The 17,237-nt window shown below is 49.9% G+C and carries 21 protein-coding genes, 1 tRNA gene and 1 pseudogene; 11 read left to right on the top strand and 12 right to left on the bottom strand.

From position 1 onward, the window contains the following. The 12 genes and pseudogenes from BM114_RS14310 to BM114_RS05590 all read right to left on the bottom strand — a co-directional run. Window positions 1–477, bottom strand: a pseudogene (locus BM114_RS14310) (hypothetical protein); the annotation flags it as partial. A gap of 21 nt (window positions 478–498) precedes the next feature. After that, window positions 499–1,362, bottom strand: a complete 864-nt coding sequence (locus BM114_RS14305) for a hypothetical protein (RefSeq protein ID WP_092111273.1) — start codon at window positions 1,360–1,362, stop codon at window positions 499–501. After that, window positions 1,298–1,567: a hypothetical protein gene (locus BM114_RS14085; protein WP_143089257.1), complete on the bottom strand. Its 270-nt coding sequence runs from the start codon at window positions 1,565–1,567 to the stop codon at window positions 1,298–1,300. The genes BM114_RS14305 and BM114_RS14085 overlap by 65 nt, the downstream gene beginning before the upstream one ends. Further along, on the bottom strand, window positions 1,564–1,923 hold the full coding sequence (locus BM114_RS05625; protein WP_092111272.1) for a RusA family crossover junction endodeoxyribonuclease: 360 nt from the start codon (window positions 1,921–1,923) through the stop codon (window positions 1,564–1,566). Before BM114_RS05625 ends, BM114_RS14085 begins: the two co-directional genes overlap by 4 nt. A gap of 2 nt (window positions 1,924–1,925) precedes the next feature. Further along, complete coding sequence (locus BM114_RS05620; RefSeq protein ID WP_092111270.1) at window positions 1,926–2,309, bottom strand: DUF3127 domain-containing protein; 384 nt, start codon at window positions 2,307–2,309, stop codon at window positions 1,926–1,928. Window positions 2,310–2,321: 12 nt separating this feature from the next. Further along, complete coding sequence (locus tag BM114_RS14300) at window positions 2,322–2,459, bottom strand: hypothetical protein (protein WP_177207053.1); 138 nt, start codon at window positions 2,457–2,459, stop codon at window positions 2,322–2,324. Further along, the gene (locus tag BM114_RS05615) at window positions 2,429–3,109 is read right to left on the bottom strand and encodes a hypothetical protein (protein WP_092111268.1); all 681 of its coding nucleotides are present in this window, start codon (window positions 3,107–3,109) and stop codon (window positions 2,429–2,431) included. The genes BM114_RS14300 and BM114_RS05615 overlap by 31 nt, the downstream gene beginning before the upstream one ends. Continuing rightward, window positions 3,078–4,001 carry an ATP-binding protein gene (locus BM114_RS05610; protein ID WP_092111266.1) on the bottom strand — a complete coding sequence of 308 codons (924 nt, stop codon included), beginning with the start codon at window positions 3,999–4,001 and terminating at the stop codon, window positions 3,078–3,080. The genes BM114_RS05615 and BM114_RS05610 overlap by 32 nt, the downstream gene beginning before the upstream one ends. Before the next feature lie 62 nt (window positions 4,002–4,063). Continuing rightward, entirely contained in the window at window positions 4,064–5,512 is a 1,449-nt protein-coding gene (locus tag BM114_RS05605) for an RAD55 family ATPase (protein WP_092111264.1), read from the bottom strand. A gap of 108 nt (window positions 5,513–5,620) precedes the next feature. Beyond that, window positions 5,621–5,821: a helix-turn-helix domain-containing protein gene (locus BM114_RS05600; protein WP_092111262.1), complete on the bottom strand. Its 201-nt coding sequence runs from the start codon at window positions 5,819–5,821 to the stop codon at window positions 5,621–5,623. Beyond that, complete coding sequence (locus BM114_RS05595; RefSeq protein ID WP_092111260.1) at window positions 5,818–6,552, bottom strand: Rha family transcriptional regulator; 735 nt, start codon at window positions 6,550–6,552, stop codon at window positions 5,818–5,820. The genes BM114_RS05600 and BM114_RS05595 overlap by 4 nt, the downstream gene beginning before the upstream one ends. Before the next feature lie 12 nt (window positions 6,553–6,564). Next, the gene (locus tag BM114_RS05590; protein ID WP_092111258.1) at window positions 6,565–6,771 is read right to left on the bottom strand and encodes a hypothetical protein; all 207 of its coding nucleotides are present in this window, start codon (window positions 6,769–6,771) and stop codon (window positions 6,565–6,567) included. Between the two features lie 156 nt (window positions 6,772–6,927). Here BM114_RS05590 and BM114_RS05585 point away from each other — a divergent pair, with 156 nt between their 5' ends. From BM114_RS05585 to BM114_RS05535, 11 genes are all read left to right on the top strand, one after another. After that, window positions 6,928–7,572: a S24 family peptidase gene (locus tag BM114_RS05585; RefSeq protein ID WP_092111256.1), complete on the top strand. Its 645-nt coding sequence runs from the start codon at window positions 6,928–6,930 to the stop codon at window positions 7,570–7,572. Window positions 7,573–7,606: 34 nt separating this feature from the next. Beyond that, the gene (locus BM114_RS05580) at window positions 7,607–7,822 is read left to right on the top strand and encodes a hypothetical protein (RefSeq protein ID WP_092111254.1); all 216 of its coding nucleotides are present in this window, start codon (window positions 7,607–7,609) and stop codon (window positions 7,820–7,822) included. A 571-nt stretch (window positions 7,823–8,393) separates the two neighbouring features. Further along, window positions 8,394–9,611 carry a tetratricopeptide repeat protein gene (locus BM114_RS05575; protein ID WP_092111304.1) on the top strand — a complete coding sequence of 406 codons (1,218 nt, stop codon included), beginning with the start codon at window positions 8,394–8,396 and terminating at the stop codon, window positions 9,609–9,611. 254 nt (window positions 9,612–9,865) lie between these two features. After that, entirely contained in the window at window positions 9,866–11,062 is a 1,197-nt protein-coding gene (locus tag BM114_RS05570; RefSeq protein ID WP_092111252.1) for a tetratricopeptide repeat protein, read from the top strand. After that, window positions 11,059–12,384 (top strand): DEAD/DEAH box helicase, encoded by a 1,326-nt coding sequence (locus BM114_RS05565; protein ID WP_092111250.1) that lies wholly within the window; start codon window positions 11,059–11,061, stop codon window positions 12,382–12,384. Before BM114_RS05570 ends, BM114_RS05565 begins: the two co-directional genes overlap by 4 nt. Window positions 12,385–12,462: 78 nt before the next feature. Continuing rightward, window positions 12,463–13,530: a 3-phosphoserine/phosphohydroxythreonine transaminase gene (serC, locus tag BM114_RS05560; protein ID WP_092111247.1), complete on the top strand. Its 1,068-nt coding sequence runs from the start codon at window positions 12,463–12,465 to the stop codon at window positions 13,528–13,530. Between the two features lie 54 nt (window positions 13,531–13,584). Continuing rightward, window positions 13,585–14,502 (top strand): NAD(P)-dependent oxidoreductase, encoded by a 918-nt coding sequence (locus tag BM114_RS05555; protein ID WP_092111245.1) that lies wholly within the window; start codon window positions 13,585–13,587, stop codon window positions 14,500–14,502. Window positions 14,503–14,510: 8 nt separating this feature from the next. Beyond that, window positions 14,511–15,758 carry a DUF1015 domain-containing protein gene (locus BM114_RS05550; RefSeq protein ID WP_092111242.1) on the top strand — a complete coding sequence of 416 codons (1,248 nt, stop codon included), beginning with the start codon at window positions 14,511–14,513 and terminating at the stop codon, window positions 15,756–15,758. After that, window positions 15,755–16,342: an IMPACT family protein gene (locus BM114_RS05545; RefSeq protein WP_092111240.1), complete on the top strand. Its 588-nt coding sequence runs from the start codon at window positions 15,755–15,757 to the stop codon at window positions 16,340–16,342. The genes BM114_RS05550 and BM114_RS05545 overlap by 4 nt, the downstream gene beginning before the upstream one ends. A 239-nt stretch (window positions 16,343–16,581) precedes the next feature. Then, window positions 16,582–16,983, top strand: coding sequence for a hypothetical protein (locus tag BM114_RS05540; protein ID WP_092111238.1), 402 nt, complete (start codon window positions 16,582–16,584; stop codon window positions 16,981–16,983). A 159-nt stretch (window positions 16,984–17,142) separates the two neighbouring features. Then, window positions 17,143–17,230 (top strand) — tRNA-Ser (locus BM114_RS05535). Window positions 17,231–17,237 lie beyond the last annotated feature (7 nt).

Here is a 17,237-nt window from a genome sequence, read left to right as displayed (position 1 = left end):
CGATGCTGCGAGCTTGGCAGAGTACCCCGATGCTGCGAGCTTGGCATAGTGTCCCGATGCTGCGAGCTGGGCAGAGTCTCCCGATGCTGCGAGCTGGGCAGAGTACCCCGATGCTGCCTGACTATTTCCGCCTTTTCCGCACTTTTCTTTCACATACTCCACGGCGAGCTTCACGAAATCGGCGAACTTCAGCTCCGCCTTGATGCGGATTTTAGAGGATGCTTGCTTGTGTCCGCCGTCCTCAATGTCGATTTTACCGGATTGCTCTACCTCGCAGAAGCGGGCAATGCTTCCGTCGCCATTGATAAAGTAATGGTTGAGGACATCCAACGGGTTCTCGCATGCGTGGAAGCCGCGGTTGCATACGGATATTTCACCGTCCATTTCATACTCCTTGCCTACTTCGTACTGGAAGTCTCTGCATTTCATTTCTTTGTCAAAAGCCTTGTAGGCTCTGATTGTTTTCTCGTTGCTCATGTCGTTGATTTGGTTGTTTTGTTATTTTTTTTTTTCGATTTTCTTTCTTTCTCTTTCAGATAAATCTATAATAATCGCCTTCTCCGCTGCCGCCTTCTCCGCTGCCGCCTTCTCCGCTGCCGCCTTCTCCGCTGCCGCCTTCTCCGCTGCCGCCTTCTCCGTGAGCAAAAAGCCACCTCCGAAGAGGCTCTTACCAATGGCCTTCAGGGCATCGAGATTCCGCACATAGAGACATTCGTCCTTTCTTATGGCAAAACGCTGGTTCTTAGTCAGCCTTCCAAGTAACGCTGAGGTCGTGATGTTGTCCGAGTACTGGTATTTCGGCAGTCTCTTTTTCTGCGACCTGTCCTTTTTGTCTTTCTTGCTCGCAGCTTCCAAGGCCTTGCGGAAATCGGCATCCACTACGATGCGGTTTCCGCTCGGAATATTTGTTACGAAAGATGTCTTTACCGTTGCGCCGTTTTCATAGACAACATCCGCGCCTATTACATAGAAGGTACAGTCCATGTCGTTGAAGAGCGTCAGGTGCGGGGCGAACAGGAAGAACTCGATGCCGACTCTGAGATAGTACCTGACTATTTCAGAGTAGATTGAAAACGGCGGGTTGTCTATGACGATGGCGTTGTCCGGATAGTCGAATCTTTTGTAGTCGCCGCCCGGATAGAACGGGCGGACGACAGCCCTACCGGAGAGGTCGGTAAGCCGCGACACATAGTCCACGACGCACCGATACACGGATTCCGGAGTATAGCAGTCGTCGGTGGTCTTCTTAGGCTTGAATTTTTCGACGAAACTATCATAGTCGGCGAAGATGGATGCTTTACGCACCCTGACCCTGTCCTGAATCTCGTCGGACGGGAAAAGATTGAGTTCTCTTGATTCCATTTTCTTTACTTTCAAACATATTGCACACCCTCGGAGCCTCGGCGACCTCGCGCTCGTAGCGGTAGGGGAGGAAGATGCCGTCCTCCCAGCGGCCGTCGGTGGTGGGGTGCACGGTGCAGAGGGCAACCGCGGGGTCGCTGCCATGGCGGACGATGTCCGCATGGGTGCAGCCCGCACAGCATACGACGGCGGCCCTCCTCCTCATACGCCCTCCTCCCTGAGCTCGAGCTCTATGCGCGGGTCGGCCTTGTCGATGAACTTCCGCGCCACGATCTTCACACACCGGTTGTCGTTCTTAATGACCCGGCAGGCCTGAAGGCAGTCGAGGACAATCTTCAGGGTGTTGTCGAGGTCGTGCGACTGGCTCGTGAAGTATACGTCGATGTGCATCTCGAAGTACCCCTGTATCATGCGGTCGCGCAGCGGGCACTGGATGAAGAATGCACGCTCGTACTCCTTGAGTACCTTCCTCTTGGCGAGGCTGCCATGCCCGTGCAGGGTAACTACATGGTAGGAGTTGCTCTTGCTCGGGCACTGGCCGTGTATAACCATCCTGTCCATGGTCAGAATGGTAGTCCGTCGCTCTCCACCGGCTGAGGCGCGCCGGTGGCCACCGTGTTACTACCGTCGGCCTGTGCCTCGTGCAGCTTGACGGAGCTGCCGTGGATGGTGGAGAACCACCTCTCCGCACCCTGCTGGGGCTGCCACGACCGGCTGTCGCACCATATCGTCATGTCGACGCGGCGACCGACGGCAAGCCCTTTGAGCTGGTCGATTTTCTGCTGCGAGAACTCGACGGCGTAGGTACGGGTACCCCATTCCTCGCCCGTCTCGGGGTCGTAGCGGTGCTGTTCCACCACGACCGTCTGCTTGTTAAACACTCCGTTCCTCCCCTGCAGCGTCTCCATGGGGAGGATGTCCTTGATGATTCCTGTTATAGTTTCCATTTTTGATGATCTTTATTTTTTTTTGTTTCTGAACCATTGAAAATCACACGCTATCCAGCCTGCCACGAAGGCATCGTAGAGTGCCTTGTTGCCGCGGGCATACCGCCGTGCGGCCTCGCTCATACTGACTGCCTCACCAGCGCGTTCCATACATCGTCTTTTTGTTTTGCCCAGTCGATAAATTCGCCGAGCAGCTCAACATTGTCCGCGTGCATGCGGTCGTAGCGCAGGCACTCGATGGCAGGGGTGTGCCGGTACAGGGTCAGCCCCCGCGCATCGTAGCCATGCTTGTCTATCTTATATCCGTCAAAGATGAACAGGTCGAAGAAGAACCTGTCGAGGCGGAAAAGGTCGAGGTAGAAACGCCACTGACAGCTGCCGGTGTAGTCGGCGTCGGAGAAGTAGCCGGAGAACTTGGTCTTGATGTCCCGGATGTCGAGGCCGTCCACCATGTCGGCGCAACCCGTTACAATAGCATCTCCGTAGTCCCCATAGGCACGCACCTCGTGCAGCGCATGGGGATGCTCGTCCCGGTACGCCAGAGCCGTGCGGCACTGCGCCGTGTCGAGGCGCACCAGGCATCCGTCGATGCTGAACTCGCGGCCGTCAGGAAGGACGCTGCATGTCGGCCTCCCCGTCTCCACGATGGCGTGGAAGGCGGTGCCGATACGGGTATAGGCGTTCCCATGGAACTCGCCCGTGATGGCGTCCACGACACCGTCCTCTGTCTCGAACTCGCTCACCGCGTCCATCCAACGGCGGAACTTCTCAAGCTGGGTTACCCTTACCGTCGGCCTCATCCTTCACGCCTTTCGTAAACTTACCGGACTTCTTGTCCCACTTGATTCCGAGCTTGTCGAACGCTGCCATCATCAGGCTGCTCATCGGAGCCTTCTCGCTCTCGGGCATGGTGGCGTACACCTCCTTGTAGAAGGCGTTCGCGTCCTTCTCGTCGGCAACCTCCTGAAGCCTGTCGCAGGCGGCCTGATATGCCACCATGGCGGTGGAATGCTGCTGGATGGCAAGCTTCGTGTCCGCGATGAGGCGCGACAGGAAGCCGCGGAAGGCGTCGTCGCCGACGGCGGGGACCTCCACCTCGCCGATGGCGGCGGTGTCCTTGCTGACCCAGTACTCGCCGGAGGCGAAGGTGATGACGCGGCGACCGCCGACGATGTGCATGTAGCCTTCCTGGTCCGCGATGCGGTTCAGCAGGTCGCGGCTCTGGCCGGTAACGCTCGGCGAGTGGGTAACATTACCGTTGTTGTCCATGCCCTCCTTGTCGTGGGCGATGAACACCACATCATGGCCGCCGTTGCGGAGGTCGGCGACGAACCTCTTGAACTCCTCGCCGACGGCACCGTAACGCTTCAGCTGGTTACGCTCGAGGCGCTTGTCCTGCTCTGCGACATACTGCCAGAGGTAGTCGTCGAGGACGCCCTTGGCGGTGTCCACGATAATCGTGGAGTAGCCGTTGAAGGTACCAACACTCAGCTCCTGCTGGATGTCCTCCCATTTCTCGGCGGTGATGACATCGCCGATATACCCGGCGCGGTCGAAGCCCTTGTCGGTGTCTATGAGCACCGCATTGTCGGCGCTGAACGCCATCGTAGTCTTGCCGCATCCCGGCACGCCGTACACGACCATCACGATAGGCCGTTGCGGGATGAACCCGCCTTTCTTAATCAATCCCATTTTCTTTCGTTTTTAAGTTTGTAAATATATTTTTTTTTATAAAGTCTCTTGCCGTAATATTCCTACGGGGGCTCGCTGAGCAGCAGGTCGCCCGTGCCCGGGTCGTAGCGTATCAGGTTCCCGGTGAAGTGCCGTATACAGGCGTCGGCCTTGCTCCTTCCCGTCCACCCGTAGTGCTGGTTGAGGAGGTATATCACCGTGGCGCGCGGCATGTTCCCGGTCTTGTTGTCGGCGAAGACGCCCCGGATGAACGCCGCGGCATCATGCTCCCGTTCGGCAGCCTCGGCACGCTCCTCCTCCCTGCCGTGCACGGTATAGCGTCCCATGGCACCGCCGTTCTCGATGGCGAAGGAGAAGTCCGCAATCTCGCTGTTGCGGCCGACATGCTTGACGGTGAAGCAGCGGTTTCCCTTGGCGACCTGAAATATGTCGTCGCACTTCTGGAGGAGGAAGGTGCCGAGGTGTCCGCGCATCTTCCCGTTGCCCTCGTTCTCGTGCAGCAGGGCGACGACGGTGATGCCGGCGGCCGACATGCGCATGAGCTCCGCGATGAGGCTCGCGCTGTCGGCGATGTCATTGAAGTCGTCCACCATGTCCACGATACCGTCTATGATGACGAGCTGCGGGCGCACCGTCTCCGCGGCGTACCCGAGGATGCCGCGACGCTCCTGGATCGTGGCGTCGCGCATGGAGTAGAGGTGGAGCCCGGTGTTGCGCAGCGGGGTGCGGATGTCGAGGCCTGCCGTGGCGAGCATGCGGCGGAACTTCAGCATGATGGCGTGCCTGGGCTGCTCGGTGTCGATGTACATGATGTTGTCAAGACGGCGCGTGGGGCGTATCGATGAGAATGTTCCCGGGGCTATCATCGACGAGAGCAGCAGCATCAGGAAGTTAGTCTTGCCCGCCTTGGCCTTGCCGGTAACGGCGACGATGGAACCCTCGGGGATTGTGCCCACACCGCCGATGGTGTACAGGTAGTCGGGCATCGCCACATCTTCCGAAGTATCGAACTCAAAACGGGAGTAGTCCGTGCCTGTCGCACGAGCGGACGGGTCGGCGATACGGGCGAGGCCATCCGTCCACGCCCGTATGTTGGCGATGGTCGCGGACACATCCTCGGACGGGTCCGCGAACGCCTCTACGGCACGCTGGCTGAGGACTGCTCCCTGACGATGGGCGTAGGCGTCCACGACATAGCGGCACAGCGTCTCCAGGGGTGCCGACGGGAGGAACCCCAGTATATCGACGAGTCTGTTAAAATCGAGGTCCGGCGTGGGATGCACGGAGAGGTACTGCTGCACATCGAACAGGGTGGCATGCCCACCGCGAGATGCATTGAGGAGCCCGATAACTCGGAACACACCGCGACAGGCCTTGTTATATAGCATCTCGGCCGTAACGCCACAGGCAAAGACACGGTCGACGGCCTCGCTACTGGACAGTACGGCACAGGTGAGCTCCTTCTCGACCCGCTCCGCAAAAGGCAGTATGCTGCGATCGTCCGTCTTCATCTGCCTACCTCACGAAAATAAAGGACTATCTCTCTTATACCCATAGCGATGCAGAAGACCGCCGAACAGAAGAATAATATCTCCATAGTTTATATTTTTTTTTGATTGTCAAATAACCTTTCCTCCGGCGATGAGCCGGTCGAGGTCTGCCTTGCGATAGAAGACGGCCTTGGCACCAACCTTGTAGAAGTGCAGCCGCCCGCTGTCCCGCATGTTCTTCAGGAACGCCTCGCCCATGCCGAGGTATGCACGCGCCTCCTTGGACGACAGCCATACCTTCTCCACCGCCGATACCCTGCCTCTCGTCATATCGCCTCCTTCATCATAGAGAGAAACTTGTTCACGAAGTAGACCTGTCCGCGTCCCGTTACCTTGGGCGTGATGGTGGTGTGGAGCACGCCGCCGCTGCCCGTTCGCACGCCCTTCTTCAGCTCGAAGAGCCCCATGTCGATGTACCGCTGGTTCGGGATGTTGTAACGCTCGCCGCGCGTCCCGAGGTAGCCGTTCTCGCGCAGCCACCGGAAGAGGCGTCGCTCGCCCATGGGATAGCCGTTCTGGTCGATGAGCTTCGCAAGCTCGCCTATCAGGCACGACGAGGCGGCACCCGTAACGGCTGCCGTGAAGGTCAGGGCGGGCTGCGCGGCCGTAAGGCGTTTTTCCTGCTCCTCGATGGTCTCCTGCTGCTTGGCTGCGAGCATCAATGCTTCTGAAAAAGACTGCGGAATCTGGAAGCCTCCGTTACGCTTCTGCGTCTCCAACTCTTCGAGACGATTGATAATCTTCTCACGCAATACAGGGTCGTAGCCACTTGCCAGAATCAAGCACCCCTTTGGAGTCAGATTGTAGCAAGGCACTTCCTTGTATCCGCCATTAGGTTGTGGCTGCTGATATGATGACAATCCAAAGTTGGATTGTGATACCCCTTGCTCTAAAAGACTACGGATATCACGCATCACATGAGCATGCTGTTTCCCGGTAACCTCCGCTATTTCCAGAGAGGTCATGCCGTCTTGATGATTGAATTTCTGAATCTCCTCCATACTGATACTTTTTTACTCGTTGACGAAGACAATGTCGTAAGTCTCCACGCCGCCGTACTCCTTCAGAGCCATCGAGCGGACGCGCTGCGCCGTCTCGGAATCCGAACGGTAGGCAAGGGCGTTCCATACCGTAGAGTCGGAACAGCCGAGCGCGCCCGCTATCATGCGGCGATGCTGGCCGTCCAGCTGAATTCTTTTCCTTTTCTTTGTTTTTTTCATATTTTCTTTTTATATTTGCCGGATAAACCGGTCATTAATGATGTTTAAAATTAATTTCAAAGGCAAAGATAGATAATTTATCGGTAAATTGCAAGGATTTTACAGAAAATTATCTGTGAAAGAGCGTTATTTATACACCGTCTAAATAAGAAAGTTATGGAACAGACTGTAAAACAGAGACTTATCTCATTTATGAAATACAAAGGGATTGGACAAGGAAAATTTGAACACGCCTGTGGGCTGTCCAATGGCTACATAAACAAGCTCCGACACGCCCCGGGTGCGGACAGGTTACAGAAGATACTCGGTACATATCCGGAAATCAACCGCACCTGGCTCCTGACGGGCACGGGGGAGATGCTCAACCAAGGACGGCAACCGGAGGAACCGGGAGACACCCCGGCGTCCGCCTACATGGTGCCGCTGCTCCCAGTCTCCGCACAGGCAGGGTCGCTGAACGACTTCGTCGTCTCCGTCAAGGCAAGCGACTGCGAGATGGTGGTGTCGCCCATCAAGGGCGCGGAGTGCGCCGTGCCCATAACGGGAGACAGCATGTCGCCGAACTACCCGCCCGGGGCACAGGTGATGGCGAAGCGCATCAACGAGAAGGCGTTCATAGAGTGGGGACGGGTGTATGTCCTCGACACATGCAACGGCATCGTCATCAAGCAGGTGTTCCCCGCCGACGACCCGGACAAGGTGCGGTGCGTGTCGATAAACACCACATACCCGCCGTTCGATGTCGCCTTCTCCGACATATACGGCATCTACAGGGTTCTGGCATGTATAGAGTTGATGTAGAAAAATATTATAATTCACTAAAAAACCAAACATTATGGACGATTACACTTTCTGGGCTCTCGTAGCGGTTTTCACCTTTGCCGGCCTCATGCTCGACATCATGTGGATGTACTGGATTTACATCTTCAATCAAAAGACAAGCCAGCACACCGAGGCGATACGGAAGATACTCGAGAGACTGGAGGAAGACCGGAAGAACTGCAAGCAGCCCCAGAGGCAGGACGGTAACACGCTGGAAACCAAGAAGTAAGGACTTCTACAAAACGGCTTCCCAAGCCTGGGAGGCGGGTTCGACTCCCGTATTCCGCTCACAAATTTAATGACGGGTCCTTTTCTTATATTTAAGAGGAGGGCTCGTTTTTTTGATGGGCGATTGCTTATTGCAGAATGTTTGACGGACAGGCAAATGAAATCTTTTAGCAGAAGTGTTGCCAGCGTAATTCTATTTCCTTTAACTCTTTTATATGTCCTTTTCATATTGATCCGCATAGCATATTCCGTATTTTAAAACAAATTGAAATATATCTCTGTCTGCGTTCTCTCAGGAATTCGAGCCTGGTTTGGCAGGCAAAAACAATACCAAATTTTAGCATGAAAAACTAAATTATCGTAAAATAAAGTGCATTTTTAAAAGAGAAATAGGGCAATATAAAAAAAATATTGTATCTTTGAAACTCGAAATGGGCTGATAGGTTTATATCGAAAATATACTCACGATATATGATATCGACGAGATTTTCAACCTATAGAACATTTCGGACAGGGCGCTATGTATACCCTGGGCAAGTAGAACAACAATAAACCTTTAAAACAAAATGAATATGAAGAAGTTAATGATCTTGGCTCTGATGATGCTTGGCACATCAGTAGCTTTTGCCGCTCAAAGTGATGCGTTGAAAGCCATTTTGAAGGCAAAAACCTTTGACGACGCTGAAGCCTTGGTTAAGTCAAGTCTCAATTCTCTTGTAGGCAACGAAGAGAAGGCCGCAGCCTATAATAAACTTGTCGACCTTGCCATGGAAAAGGTTTCAAAGGAGCAAGAGGCCATGCAGAATAACCAGATGGTTGAGCAGTTAAAGACGGGAAAGCTCGCTCCTGTTGATACCATCGGCTACGAGAAGGCTTGCTATGATGCGGTCTTGAATGGTCTTGAATGCGAGAAATACGATATTCTCCCAAATGTAAAGGGCAAGGTTAAGCCTAAGTTTCATGATGCGAATGCTAACCGCCTGTGGCCAATCCGCACACAGTTGATTATGTACGGTCAAGAGATTGGAGAAAAAGACAAAGACTTGGCATTAAAAGTCTTTAGTACATATGTGGATAGCAACAAGAGCAGCTTGTTCAGCGGTATCGATCGCTCGAAGCAGCCTGATGAGTATTTAGGCGAGGTGTCCCGTGTTGCGGCCGTTTATGCTTATCAGACAAAGAATATCGATTTGGCCAACAAGTATGTAGATATTGCGCTGGAGGACACTGCCACCTACAAACAGGCCCTGGACATGAAGATATTCTTTGCGTCTCAAGGCCTGAAAACCAAGGATGATTCATTGAAATTTGAGAAGACTTTGGAGGAGCTCTATGTGAAAAACCCTGGGAGTGATGTGGTATTTGGTCAACTGGCATCCCTCTACCAGTCTCTCGGTCAGCCGGAGCGGGGAGCGAAGATGATTGAAGATCGCCTTGCAAAAGACCCAAATAACTATACCGCACTGGCTCTGAAAGCCCAGACTGACATGAACGCCCAGAGGTATGACGAGGCTATTGCAGGGTTCAAGAAAGCCCTCTCCATAAAAGATGACGATCCACTCGTCTATGCGTATATGGGATTTTGTATAAACGCGAAGGCTGCTGCCAGCCAAAGCGTGCAGGATCAGAAGAAGTTATACACAGAAAGTCTGCCCTATTTGGAAAAATGCCGTCAGATAGATCCTGAGCGTCAGCATGCCAATTGGGCATATCCATTGCTTCAATGCTACTATTCCTTATATGGTGAAAACGATGCTCGCACAAAAGAGCTCGAGGCTTTAATTAAATAACTGGCATAAAGTGGTTTGATGGGGGAGCCTGTGTTCTTGGAATAAAGGCTTTCCCATTTTGAATTATAGGAAAGAAAAACGGTTTTCTGTCCGTATAATCTGAGTGCTGGGCAGAAAGTCATGTAGTTTGCCAATAAGGAGGCTCAAAAGTATCCCCAAGATAAAATTATATGGGAATTTAAGGGTAAGGTAGATATGCTTGAGACGGTAAGCGTTATCAGCCAAGCCATTAATAAAGCAATAGGAATCGAGAGATGAAGAGGATAATAAATATCGTTTTTTTACTTTTGACAGTATTGAGCATTACTGCCCAAAAAAAAGACATATCCAAGGCAAAAGACTATTTGAAGTCGGGCAAGAACTTTGAGCAGGCCGAGCAATTAATGCAAAAGCTATTAAACGATACCGCACATAGGGATAATAAGAAGATATGGGTAATACTTTTTGAGGCCCAGAGAAAACAGTATGAACAGGGAAATGAAAAACTTTACCTGAAGCAGCAATATGACACGGTGGCTTTGTTTACGATTGCAAGTAAGATGTTTGCGACTGCGGAAAGTTTGGACTCGCTCGAAATGAGACCTGACAAGAAAGGAAGAGTTGATATTGAGTATAGGAAAAAACATGCTGAATACTTAAATCAATATCGTCCGAATCTATATAATGGCGGAACCTTTTTTATAAACAAGCAGAAATACAAAGAAGCATACATGCTTTTTAACCAATATATAGAATGCGGGCGCGAGCCTCTTTTCAGTTCTTTCAAATATAACGAGACTGACACATTGATGCCAGTGGCTGCTTACTGGGCTGTCTATTGTGGCTATAAGATGCAGGACCCAAAACTTACCTTGCATCATACATATTTAGCATTGAAAGATGAGAAACATTATGAATTAATGCTGCAATACCTTGCCGAGACATATAAGCTTGAAAAGGATACGCTCCGCTATTTCCAGACCATCAAGGAAGGATTCCAAAAATATCCGAGATTCCCTTTCTTCTTTCCGCGTTTGATAGAATATTATTCAAACCATGGACAATGGGCTGAGGCGATGCAGGCATGTAATTATGCTTTGACGGCAGATTCTACAAGCCATCTGTTTCGTCTCGTGAAAAGTAGCATTTTACTTAACATGGGCAAATATGCAGAGTGTATTTCCATCTGCAACAAGCTTTTGGCAGAAGGAACCCATCTTGCCGATGTTCAACTCAATATGGGCCTGGCTTATTTCAATCAGGCCGTGGAATTGGACAAGACTACACAGCAGTCTCATTCACGAAGAATCAAGATAATAGAGCTTTACAAGAAATCGAAGCCATATTTAGAAGAATATCGCAAGAGAGCCCCTAATAAAAAAGAACGATGGGCAATTCCGCTATATACAATCTATTTAAACCTCAACATGGGAAAAGAGTTTGACGAAATCGACCACATGCTAAAGAAATGAAAGAAATAAGTGAAATATTAGAGAAGATGCATCTTGAGTCTCTCAATGAAATGCAACAAACTACATCTGATGTAATCCTCAATACCGACGATAATCTCATGATATTGTCGCCAACGGGTACAGGTAAGACTTTAGCATATCTCTTGCCTTTGTGTCAGAGACTGGATCCGGAGATAAATGCAGTACAGGTTATAGTTGTTGTTCCTGGGAGAGAGTTAGCCTTGCAGTCTTCTGCCGTCTTGAAAGATATGGGAACCGGACTTCGCAGCTGTGCTTGTTATGGGGGGCGTGCGACCATGGACGAGCATAGAGTTCTTCGCCAGGTGCAACCGCATATTATATTTGGAACGCCGGGAAGATTGAATGACCATTTGGATAAAGGCAATTTCCCGATAGACAATCTGGAGTATATCGTTATCGATGAATTTGACAAATGTCTGGAAATGGGCTTTCAGGTTGAAATGCAGAATCTTATATCTCGATTGCCTCAAGGCACTCGTCAGATACTTCTTTCGGCAACACCCGCAGAGGAGATGAAAGACCAGAGAATCTTCAATCCACGATTTACGACACTCAATTATATCTCCAACGCAGGGCAGATACCTAACAGGGTAGAGATTTATACTGTCCACAGCCCCGAGAAAGACAAGTTGACTACTCTGCGCAAACTACTGCTTCATCTTGGCGAAGCTCAGAGTATTGTGTTCTTGAATTACCGTGAAAGTGTAGAGCGGGTGTCCAAATATTTGCAAGAAGAGGGGTTTGGTATAAGTTGTTTCCATGGAGGATTAGAGCAAAGACAAAGAGAAGCTGCCCTATACAAGTTCTCAAATGGTTCTGCAAATATTCTTGTAAGCACCGATTTAGCTTCACGGGGTCTGGACATACCCAATATAGCTAATATCATTCACTATCATTTACCTGAGGCCGAAGAAAACTATATTCATCGGGTTGGCAGAAGTGCCCGCTGGGATGCTAAAGGGAACAGCTTCTTTATTTTAGGCCCAGAAGAGTCGCTTCCCGATTATGTGAATGCCGATGTAAGTCCGTTTGTAATCTTAGATAACAACAGGACGGTTCCTGTCCCCAAAATGTCTACATTATATATAGGTAAAGGGAAGAAAGACAAGCTGTCGAAAGGCGACATCGTTGGCTTTCTTTGTAAAAGGGCCAGACTGCAAGGAAGCGAGATCGGACATATAGATATAAAGGATTATTATAGTTATGTGGCTATTCCGAAAACTAAATTCAAGGAGGTCTTAAATCTGACAAATGGTCAGAAAATTAAGGGAATTAAGACGATTTTTGAGGAAGTTAGATAAATTTTTGCTTATAATTTTGTTTATTCAAATAAATAATGTAACTTAGCGGCATAGTTCTTAACATTTAAATTTTTAGCTATGAAGATGTATAATTTTAATGCAGGCCCCTCAATACTTCCGAGGGAAGTGATTGAAAACACGGCAAAACAGATTTTGGATTTTAATGGCACAGGGTTGTCCCTTATGGAAATCAGCCATCGCGCAAAGTATTTTCAGCCTGTAGTTGACGAAGCTGTTGCACTCATTAAGGAATTACTTGATGTTCCAGAGGGCTATTCTGTTATCTTCCTTGGTGGCGGTGCGTCATTGCAGTTTATGCAGATTCCTGCAAACTTCCTGATAAAGAAGGCTGCTTATCTTAACACGGGGACATGGGCTAAAAAGGCATTGAAAGAAGCAAAACTTTTTGGAGAAGTTATAGAAGTAGCTTCTTCTGCTGACGCAAACTATACTTTCTATCCACACGAGTATCATGTTCCAGGGGATGTGGATTATTTGCATATTACCACTAACAACACGATATATGGCACGGAGCTTCGTAAAGACCTTGATGTGAAAGTCCCAATAATAGCAGATATGTCCTCCGATATCATGTCGCGTCCGGTAGATGTCAGCAAATATACGGCAATTTATGCGGGTGCACAGAAAAACATGGCCATGGCAGGCGTAACGGTAGTAATCGTTAAAGATGATATGTTGGGAAAAGCTCCTCGTGAATTGCCTACAATGATAGACTATCGCACCCATGTAGACAAAGGTTCCATGTTTAACACTCCGCCTGTTGTGCCAATCTATAGCGTACTTGAAACTATGCGCTGGGTGAAGGCTCAGGGTGGTGTTAAGGAAATGGACCGCCGTGCATTGGAGCGTGCGAGGATACTTTATGATGAGATCGACCGTAACAAATTGTTCCATGGAACGGTAAAAGAAGAAGACCGATCTGTCATGAACATTTGCTTTGTAATGAATGATGAATACAAAGAACTGGAGAAGCCGTTCTTCGACTTTGCTACAGAGCGTGGCATGGTTGGCATCAAGGGTCATCGTTCAGTCGGCGGGTTCCGTGCTTCCTGCTACAATGCCCAGACTCTTGAAGGGGTAAACGCACTCGTTCAGGCCATGAAGGACTTTGAAGCTAAGTATTAATTTCCAACAATCATGGGGATGGACGCTCTCTGTCCCCATATAAATAAATAAGGTATGAAAGTTTTAGTTGCAACCGAAAAGCCTTTTGCTCCAAAGGCTGTGGAAGATATTAGGAAAGAGATAGAAGGGGCAGGCCATGAGTTAGTTCTGCTTGAGAAGTATACCGACAAGGCTCAACTGCTGGAAGCAGTACGAGACGCAGATGCTCTGATTGTCCGTTCAGACAAGGTTACTCCTGAAGTGCTTGATGCTGCAGAGAGCCTGAAAATCGTTGTTCGTGCAGGAGCTGGTTACGATTCCATAGATATTGCATATGCCAAGACGAAAGGCGTGGTCGTGGAGAATACTCCCGGCCAGAACTCAAATGCAGTTGCCGAATTGGTTTTCGGACTTTTGGTCTATGCTGTCCGTAATTTCTACAACGGCAAGAGCGGTACGGAGCTGAAGGGAAAGAAACTCGGTATCCTTGCTTTCGGTAATGTCGGGCGCAATGTTGCCCGGATAGCCAAAGGCTTTGGAATGGAAGTAAGTGCATACGACGCTTTTTGTCCCGCTGATGCTATAGAGACTGCCGGTGTGCATGCTTGCAACAGTCAGGACGAGCTGTTCCAGACCAACGACATCGTCTCCCTGCATATTCCTGCGACTCCAGAGACCATCCAGAGCATAGACTATCGCACTGTAAACCAGCTTGCCAAAGGCGGCATCTTGATTAATACAGCCCGAAAGGAAGTTATCAACGAACCAGAGCTGCTCAAGTTGCTTGCCGAACGCGAGGACTTGAAGTACATTACAGATATTAAACCTGATGCCGACGAAGACTTCAAGAAATTCGAAGGTCGCTATTTTTCCACTCCCAAGAAGATGGGGGCTCAGACTGCCGAGGCTAATATCAATGCAGGCATAGCTGCTGCCCGACAGATAAACGCTTTCTTTGCAGAAGGTTCAACCAAGTTTCAGGTAAATAAGTAGTTTCTTCTATGGCAACAATTAAACCGTTTAAGGGACTTCGCCCACCAAAGGAATTCGTGGAGGAAGTGGAGAGCCGCCCCTATGATGTCCTCGATTCTGACGAGGCACGGCAAGAGGCCGGTGATAACGAGAGAAGTCTTTATCATATCATAAAGCCTGAAATTAACTTTGCCCCCGGGACATCAGAGTATGACCCACGGGTCTACGAGTCTGCCGCCGAGCATTTCCAGATGTTCCAAGACAAAGGCTGGCTTGTACAGGATGCCGAAGACCACTATTATATCTACGCCCAGACCATGAACGGGAAGACCCAGTATGGCCTTGTCGTAGGTGCCTATGTGAATGACTATCTTACGGACGTGATCAAGAAGCACGAACTTACCCGCAGGGATAAGGAGGAAGACCGCATGAAGCATGTGCGTGTCTGCAATGCCAATATAGAGCCCGTTTTCTTTGCATACCCGGACAATGCCGTTCTCAACGAGCTTCTTCTGCGCTATGCCAGGACGGCTCCGGAATATGACTTCGTGGCTCCCATAGACGGTTTCCGTCATCAGTTCTGGGTTGTTTCCAATCAGAATGACATTGATACGATAACCGAAGAGTTCCGCAAGATGCCAAGCCTGTATATTGCTGACGGCCATCACCGCAGTGCGGCAGCCGCTCTGGTCGGGGCGGAGAAAGCCAAGCAGAATCCTAACCATACTGGGACGGAAGAATATAACTACTTCATGGCAGTCTGCTTCCAGGCTTCACAGTTGACAATACTTGACTATAACCGTGTGGTTAAAGATTTGCACGGCATGTCGTCTGAGGAATTTCTTTCCGCCTTGACTAAAAATTTCGTGGTCGAGCAGAAAGGGACAGCCAACTATAAGCCCGGCCACCTGCATGAATTCAGCCTCTATCTTGACGGCAAATGGTATAGTCTCACGGCCAAGGAAGGCACTTACGACGATGCAGATCCTATCGGGGTGTTGGATGTGGACATCTCCTCCCGCCTTATCCTGGACGAGCTTCTTGGAATCAAGGATTTGCGCTCAGACAAGCGGATAGACTTTGTGGGCGGACTCCGAGGCTTAGAGGAGCTCAAACGCAGGGTTGATTCCGGCGAGATGAGAATGGCCTTGGCTCTCTATCCTGTCAGCATGAAGCAGATAATGGACATAGCCGACAGCGGCAAGATTATGCCGCCCAAGGCTACATGGTTTGAGCCAAAGTTGCGTAGCGGATTGATAATTCACAAGTTGTCTTGACAGATTCATTTCAAACGATAACTAACAAAATAGGCGAAGGATTTTACTCCGAGAAGCGGAGTAAGTTCTTCGCCTTTGCGCATCATGTAACTTCTGTGGATGAAATAAAGACCATCATAGCCTCCTATCGCAGTAAATACTTTGATGCACGGCATGTCTGCTATGCTTACATGTTAGGCGCAGGGCGTCAGGATTTCCGCTCTAATGATGACGGTGAACCTTCCTCAACGGCGGGCAAGCCCATCCTCGGGCAGATCAATAGCCACGATCTTACCGACATTCTCATAGTGGTCGTCCGCTATTATGGGGGAGTAAACTTGGGAACAAGCGGCTTGATTGTTGCCTATAGGACTGCGGCGGCAGATGCGATAACGCATGCCCGGATAGTGGAGCAGGTGGTTGAAGAGCAGATTGTCTATGATTTCACCTATCCGATGATGAATGAAGTAATGCGAATAGTGAAAGATATGAATGCCCGAATCATAAGCCAGCATTTTGATAACACATGCTCGATAACGCTGGGTATCCGCGCGAGCGAGGCTGACAATCTTCGCCGCCGATTAGACAGGCTTTCTTTCTTATAGTAAAAGGCCGTCAGGAGCCTGACAAAATCACCGATTTTGTCGTACAATCTCGGCGACTTTGTCGGACGATTTCGCCGATTTTGTCAACCGGGAAGCAACCGACAGACAATCAAGGAGTATTCTGTTCTCTTACGATTTGCCTTTGTTAAATATTTAGAAAATAACCCTTGTTATTCTTTATTCTATCTGTTTTTCCTTATATTTGCAACATAAACAAACCATAAAAATACTTCGAAAAAATGAAAAAAGTCTCTATCCTTTTTGTATCTTCCTTGCTGATAGGCTTTGCTTCATGCAGCAATAAAGCGCCTAATACCGCAGAGAGCCAGGATTCAACGGCTGTATCTACGGCCATAGTAGATTCTACTTTCGCGAAAGTTGCTGCCGGCGACTACCTGAGCTATGACCTCCAGCGCACGATAACACTGAATGCCGACGGAACGATAACGACTAAAGGTGTAAGCCAGGAATATACGGGGTGGGAGCTTGCGTCGCAGCCCGCAGACAGCATGGCTGAAATCAGGGTTGACCGCAAGGGCATCGACGCTGTCGTAAAGGATCCCGGAGCCATTGACTTGAAGGACGGTCGGCTTCTCATAAAGGACGAAACCTACCGCAAACGAGTGCAAAAGAAAAAATGATAATCGTGCGGCATACCGGAAAGCAGCCGCAACCTCGAGGCCATAATATGCTCCCGTCTGATATTCCATATGCTGTAAGTTTACAGGGATAGGAGCTTTTTATCGCATTTTTCTTTGTCGTTATCAAAATAAGTATTACTTTTGCAGTACAAAAGTCAAGGAAGATTGGCAGAGTGACCGAATGCGCTGGACTCGAAATCCGGTATACCCTCTTTGGGTATCGGGGGTTTGAATCCCTCATCTTCCGCACAGAC

Origin of the sequence: Prevotella sp. KH2C16 (assembly GCF_900113305.1) — a bacterium.
Taxonomy (GTDB): domain Bacteria; phylum Bacteroidota; class Bacteroidia; order Bacteroidales; family Bacteroidaceae; genus Prevotella.
Note: the sequence above shows the minus strand (reverse complement) of the source record. Positions and strands in the feature narration are given on the sequence as shown.

Excerpts from the sequence above, each read along its gene's own strand:
- BM114_RS05585 (WP_092111256.1), top strand. The coding sequence starts at position 6,928 with ATGGAACAGACTGTAAAACAGAGACTTATCTCATTTATGAAATACAAA.
- BM114_RS05625 (WP_092111272.1), bottom strand. The coding sequence starts at position 1,923 with ATGGACAGGATGGTTATACACGGCCAGTGCCCGAGCAAGAGCAACTCC.
- BM114_RS05610 (WP_092111266.1), bottom strand. The coding sequence starts at position 4,001 with ATGGGATTGATTAAGAAAGGCGGGTTCATCCCGCAACGGCCTATCGTG.
- BM114_RS14305 (WP_092111273.1), bottom strand. The coding sequence starts at position 1,362 with ATGGAATCAAGAGAACTCAATCTTTTCCCGTCCGACGAGATTCAGGAC.
- BM114_RS05620 (WP_092111270.1), bottom strand. The coding sequence starts at position 2,309 with ATGGAAACTATAACAGGAATCATCAAGGACATCCTCCCCATGGAGACG.
- BM114_RS05595 (WP_092111260.1), bottom strand. The coding sequence starts at position 6,552 with ATGGAGGAGATTCAGAAATTCAATCATCAAGACGGCATGACCTCTCTG.
- BM114_RS14085 (WP_143089257.1), bottom strand. The coding sequence starts at position 1,567 with ATGAGGAGGAGGGCCGCCGTCGTATGCTGTGCGGGCTGCACCCATGCG.
- BM114_RS05540 (WP_092111238.1), top strand. The coding sequence starts at position 16,582 with ATGAAAAAAGTCTCTATCCTTTTTGTATCTTCCTTGCTGATAGGCTTT.
- BM114_RS14300 (WP_177207053.1), bottom strand. The coding sequence starts at position 2,459 with ATGGAACGCGCTGGTGAGGCAGTCAGTATGAGCGAGGCCGCACGGCGG.
- BM114_RS05575 (WP_092111304.1), top strand. The coding sequence starts at position 8,394 with ATGAAGAAGTTAATGATCTTGGCTCTGATGATGCTTGGCACATCAGTA.
- BM114_RS05580 (WP_092111254.1), top strand. The coding sequence starts at position 7,607 with ATGGACGATTACACTTTCTGGGCTCTCGTAGCGGTTTTCACCTTTGCC.
- BM114_RS05565 (WP_092111250.1), top strand. The coding sequence starts at position 11,059 with ATGAAAGAAATAAGTGAAATATTAGAGAAGATGCATCTTGAGTCTCTC.
- BM114_RS05550 (WP_092111242.1), top strand. The coding sequence starts at position 14,511 with ATGGCAACAATTAAACCGTTTAAGGGACTTCGCCCACCAAAGGAATTC.
- BM114_RS05605 (WP_092111264.1), bottom strand. The coding sequence starts at position 5,512 with ATGAAGACGGACGATCGCAGCATACTGCCTTTTGCGGAGCGGGTCGAG.
- BM114_RS05590 (WP_092111258.1), bottom strand. The coding sequence starts at position 6,771 with ATGAAAAAAACAAAGAAAAGGAAAAGAATTCAGCTGGACGGCCAGCAT.
- serC (WP_092111247.1), top strand. The coding sequence starts at position 12,463 with ATGAAGATGTATAATTTTAATGCAGGCCCCTCAATACTTCCGAGGGAA.
- BM114_RS05615 (WP_092111268.1), bottom strand. The coding sequence starts at position 3,109 with ATGAGGCCGACGGTAAGGGTAACCCAGCTTGAGAAGTTCCGCCGTTGG.
- BM114_RS05555 (WP_092111245.1), top strand. The coding sequence starts at position 13,585 with ATGAAAGTTTTAGTTGCAACCGAAAAGCCTTTTGCTCCAAAGGCTGTG.
- BM114_RS05600 (WP_092111262.1), bottom strand. The coding sequence starts at position 5,821 with ATGACGAGAGGCAGGGTATCGGCGGTGGAGAAGGTATGGCTGTCGTCC.
- BM114_RS05570 (WP_092111252.1), top strand. The coding sequence starts at position 9,866 with ATGAAGAGGATAATAAATATCGTTTTTTTACTTTTGACAGTATTGAGC.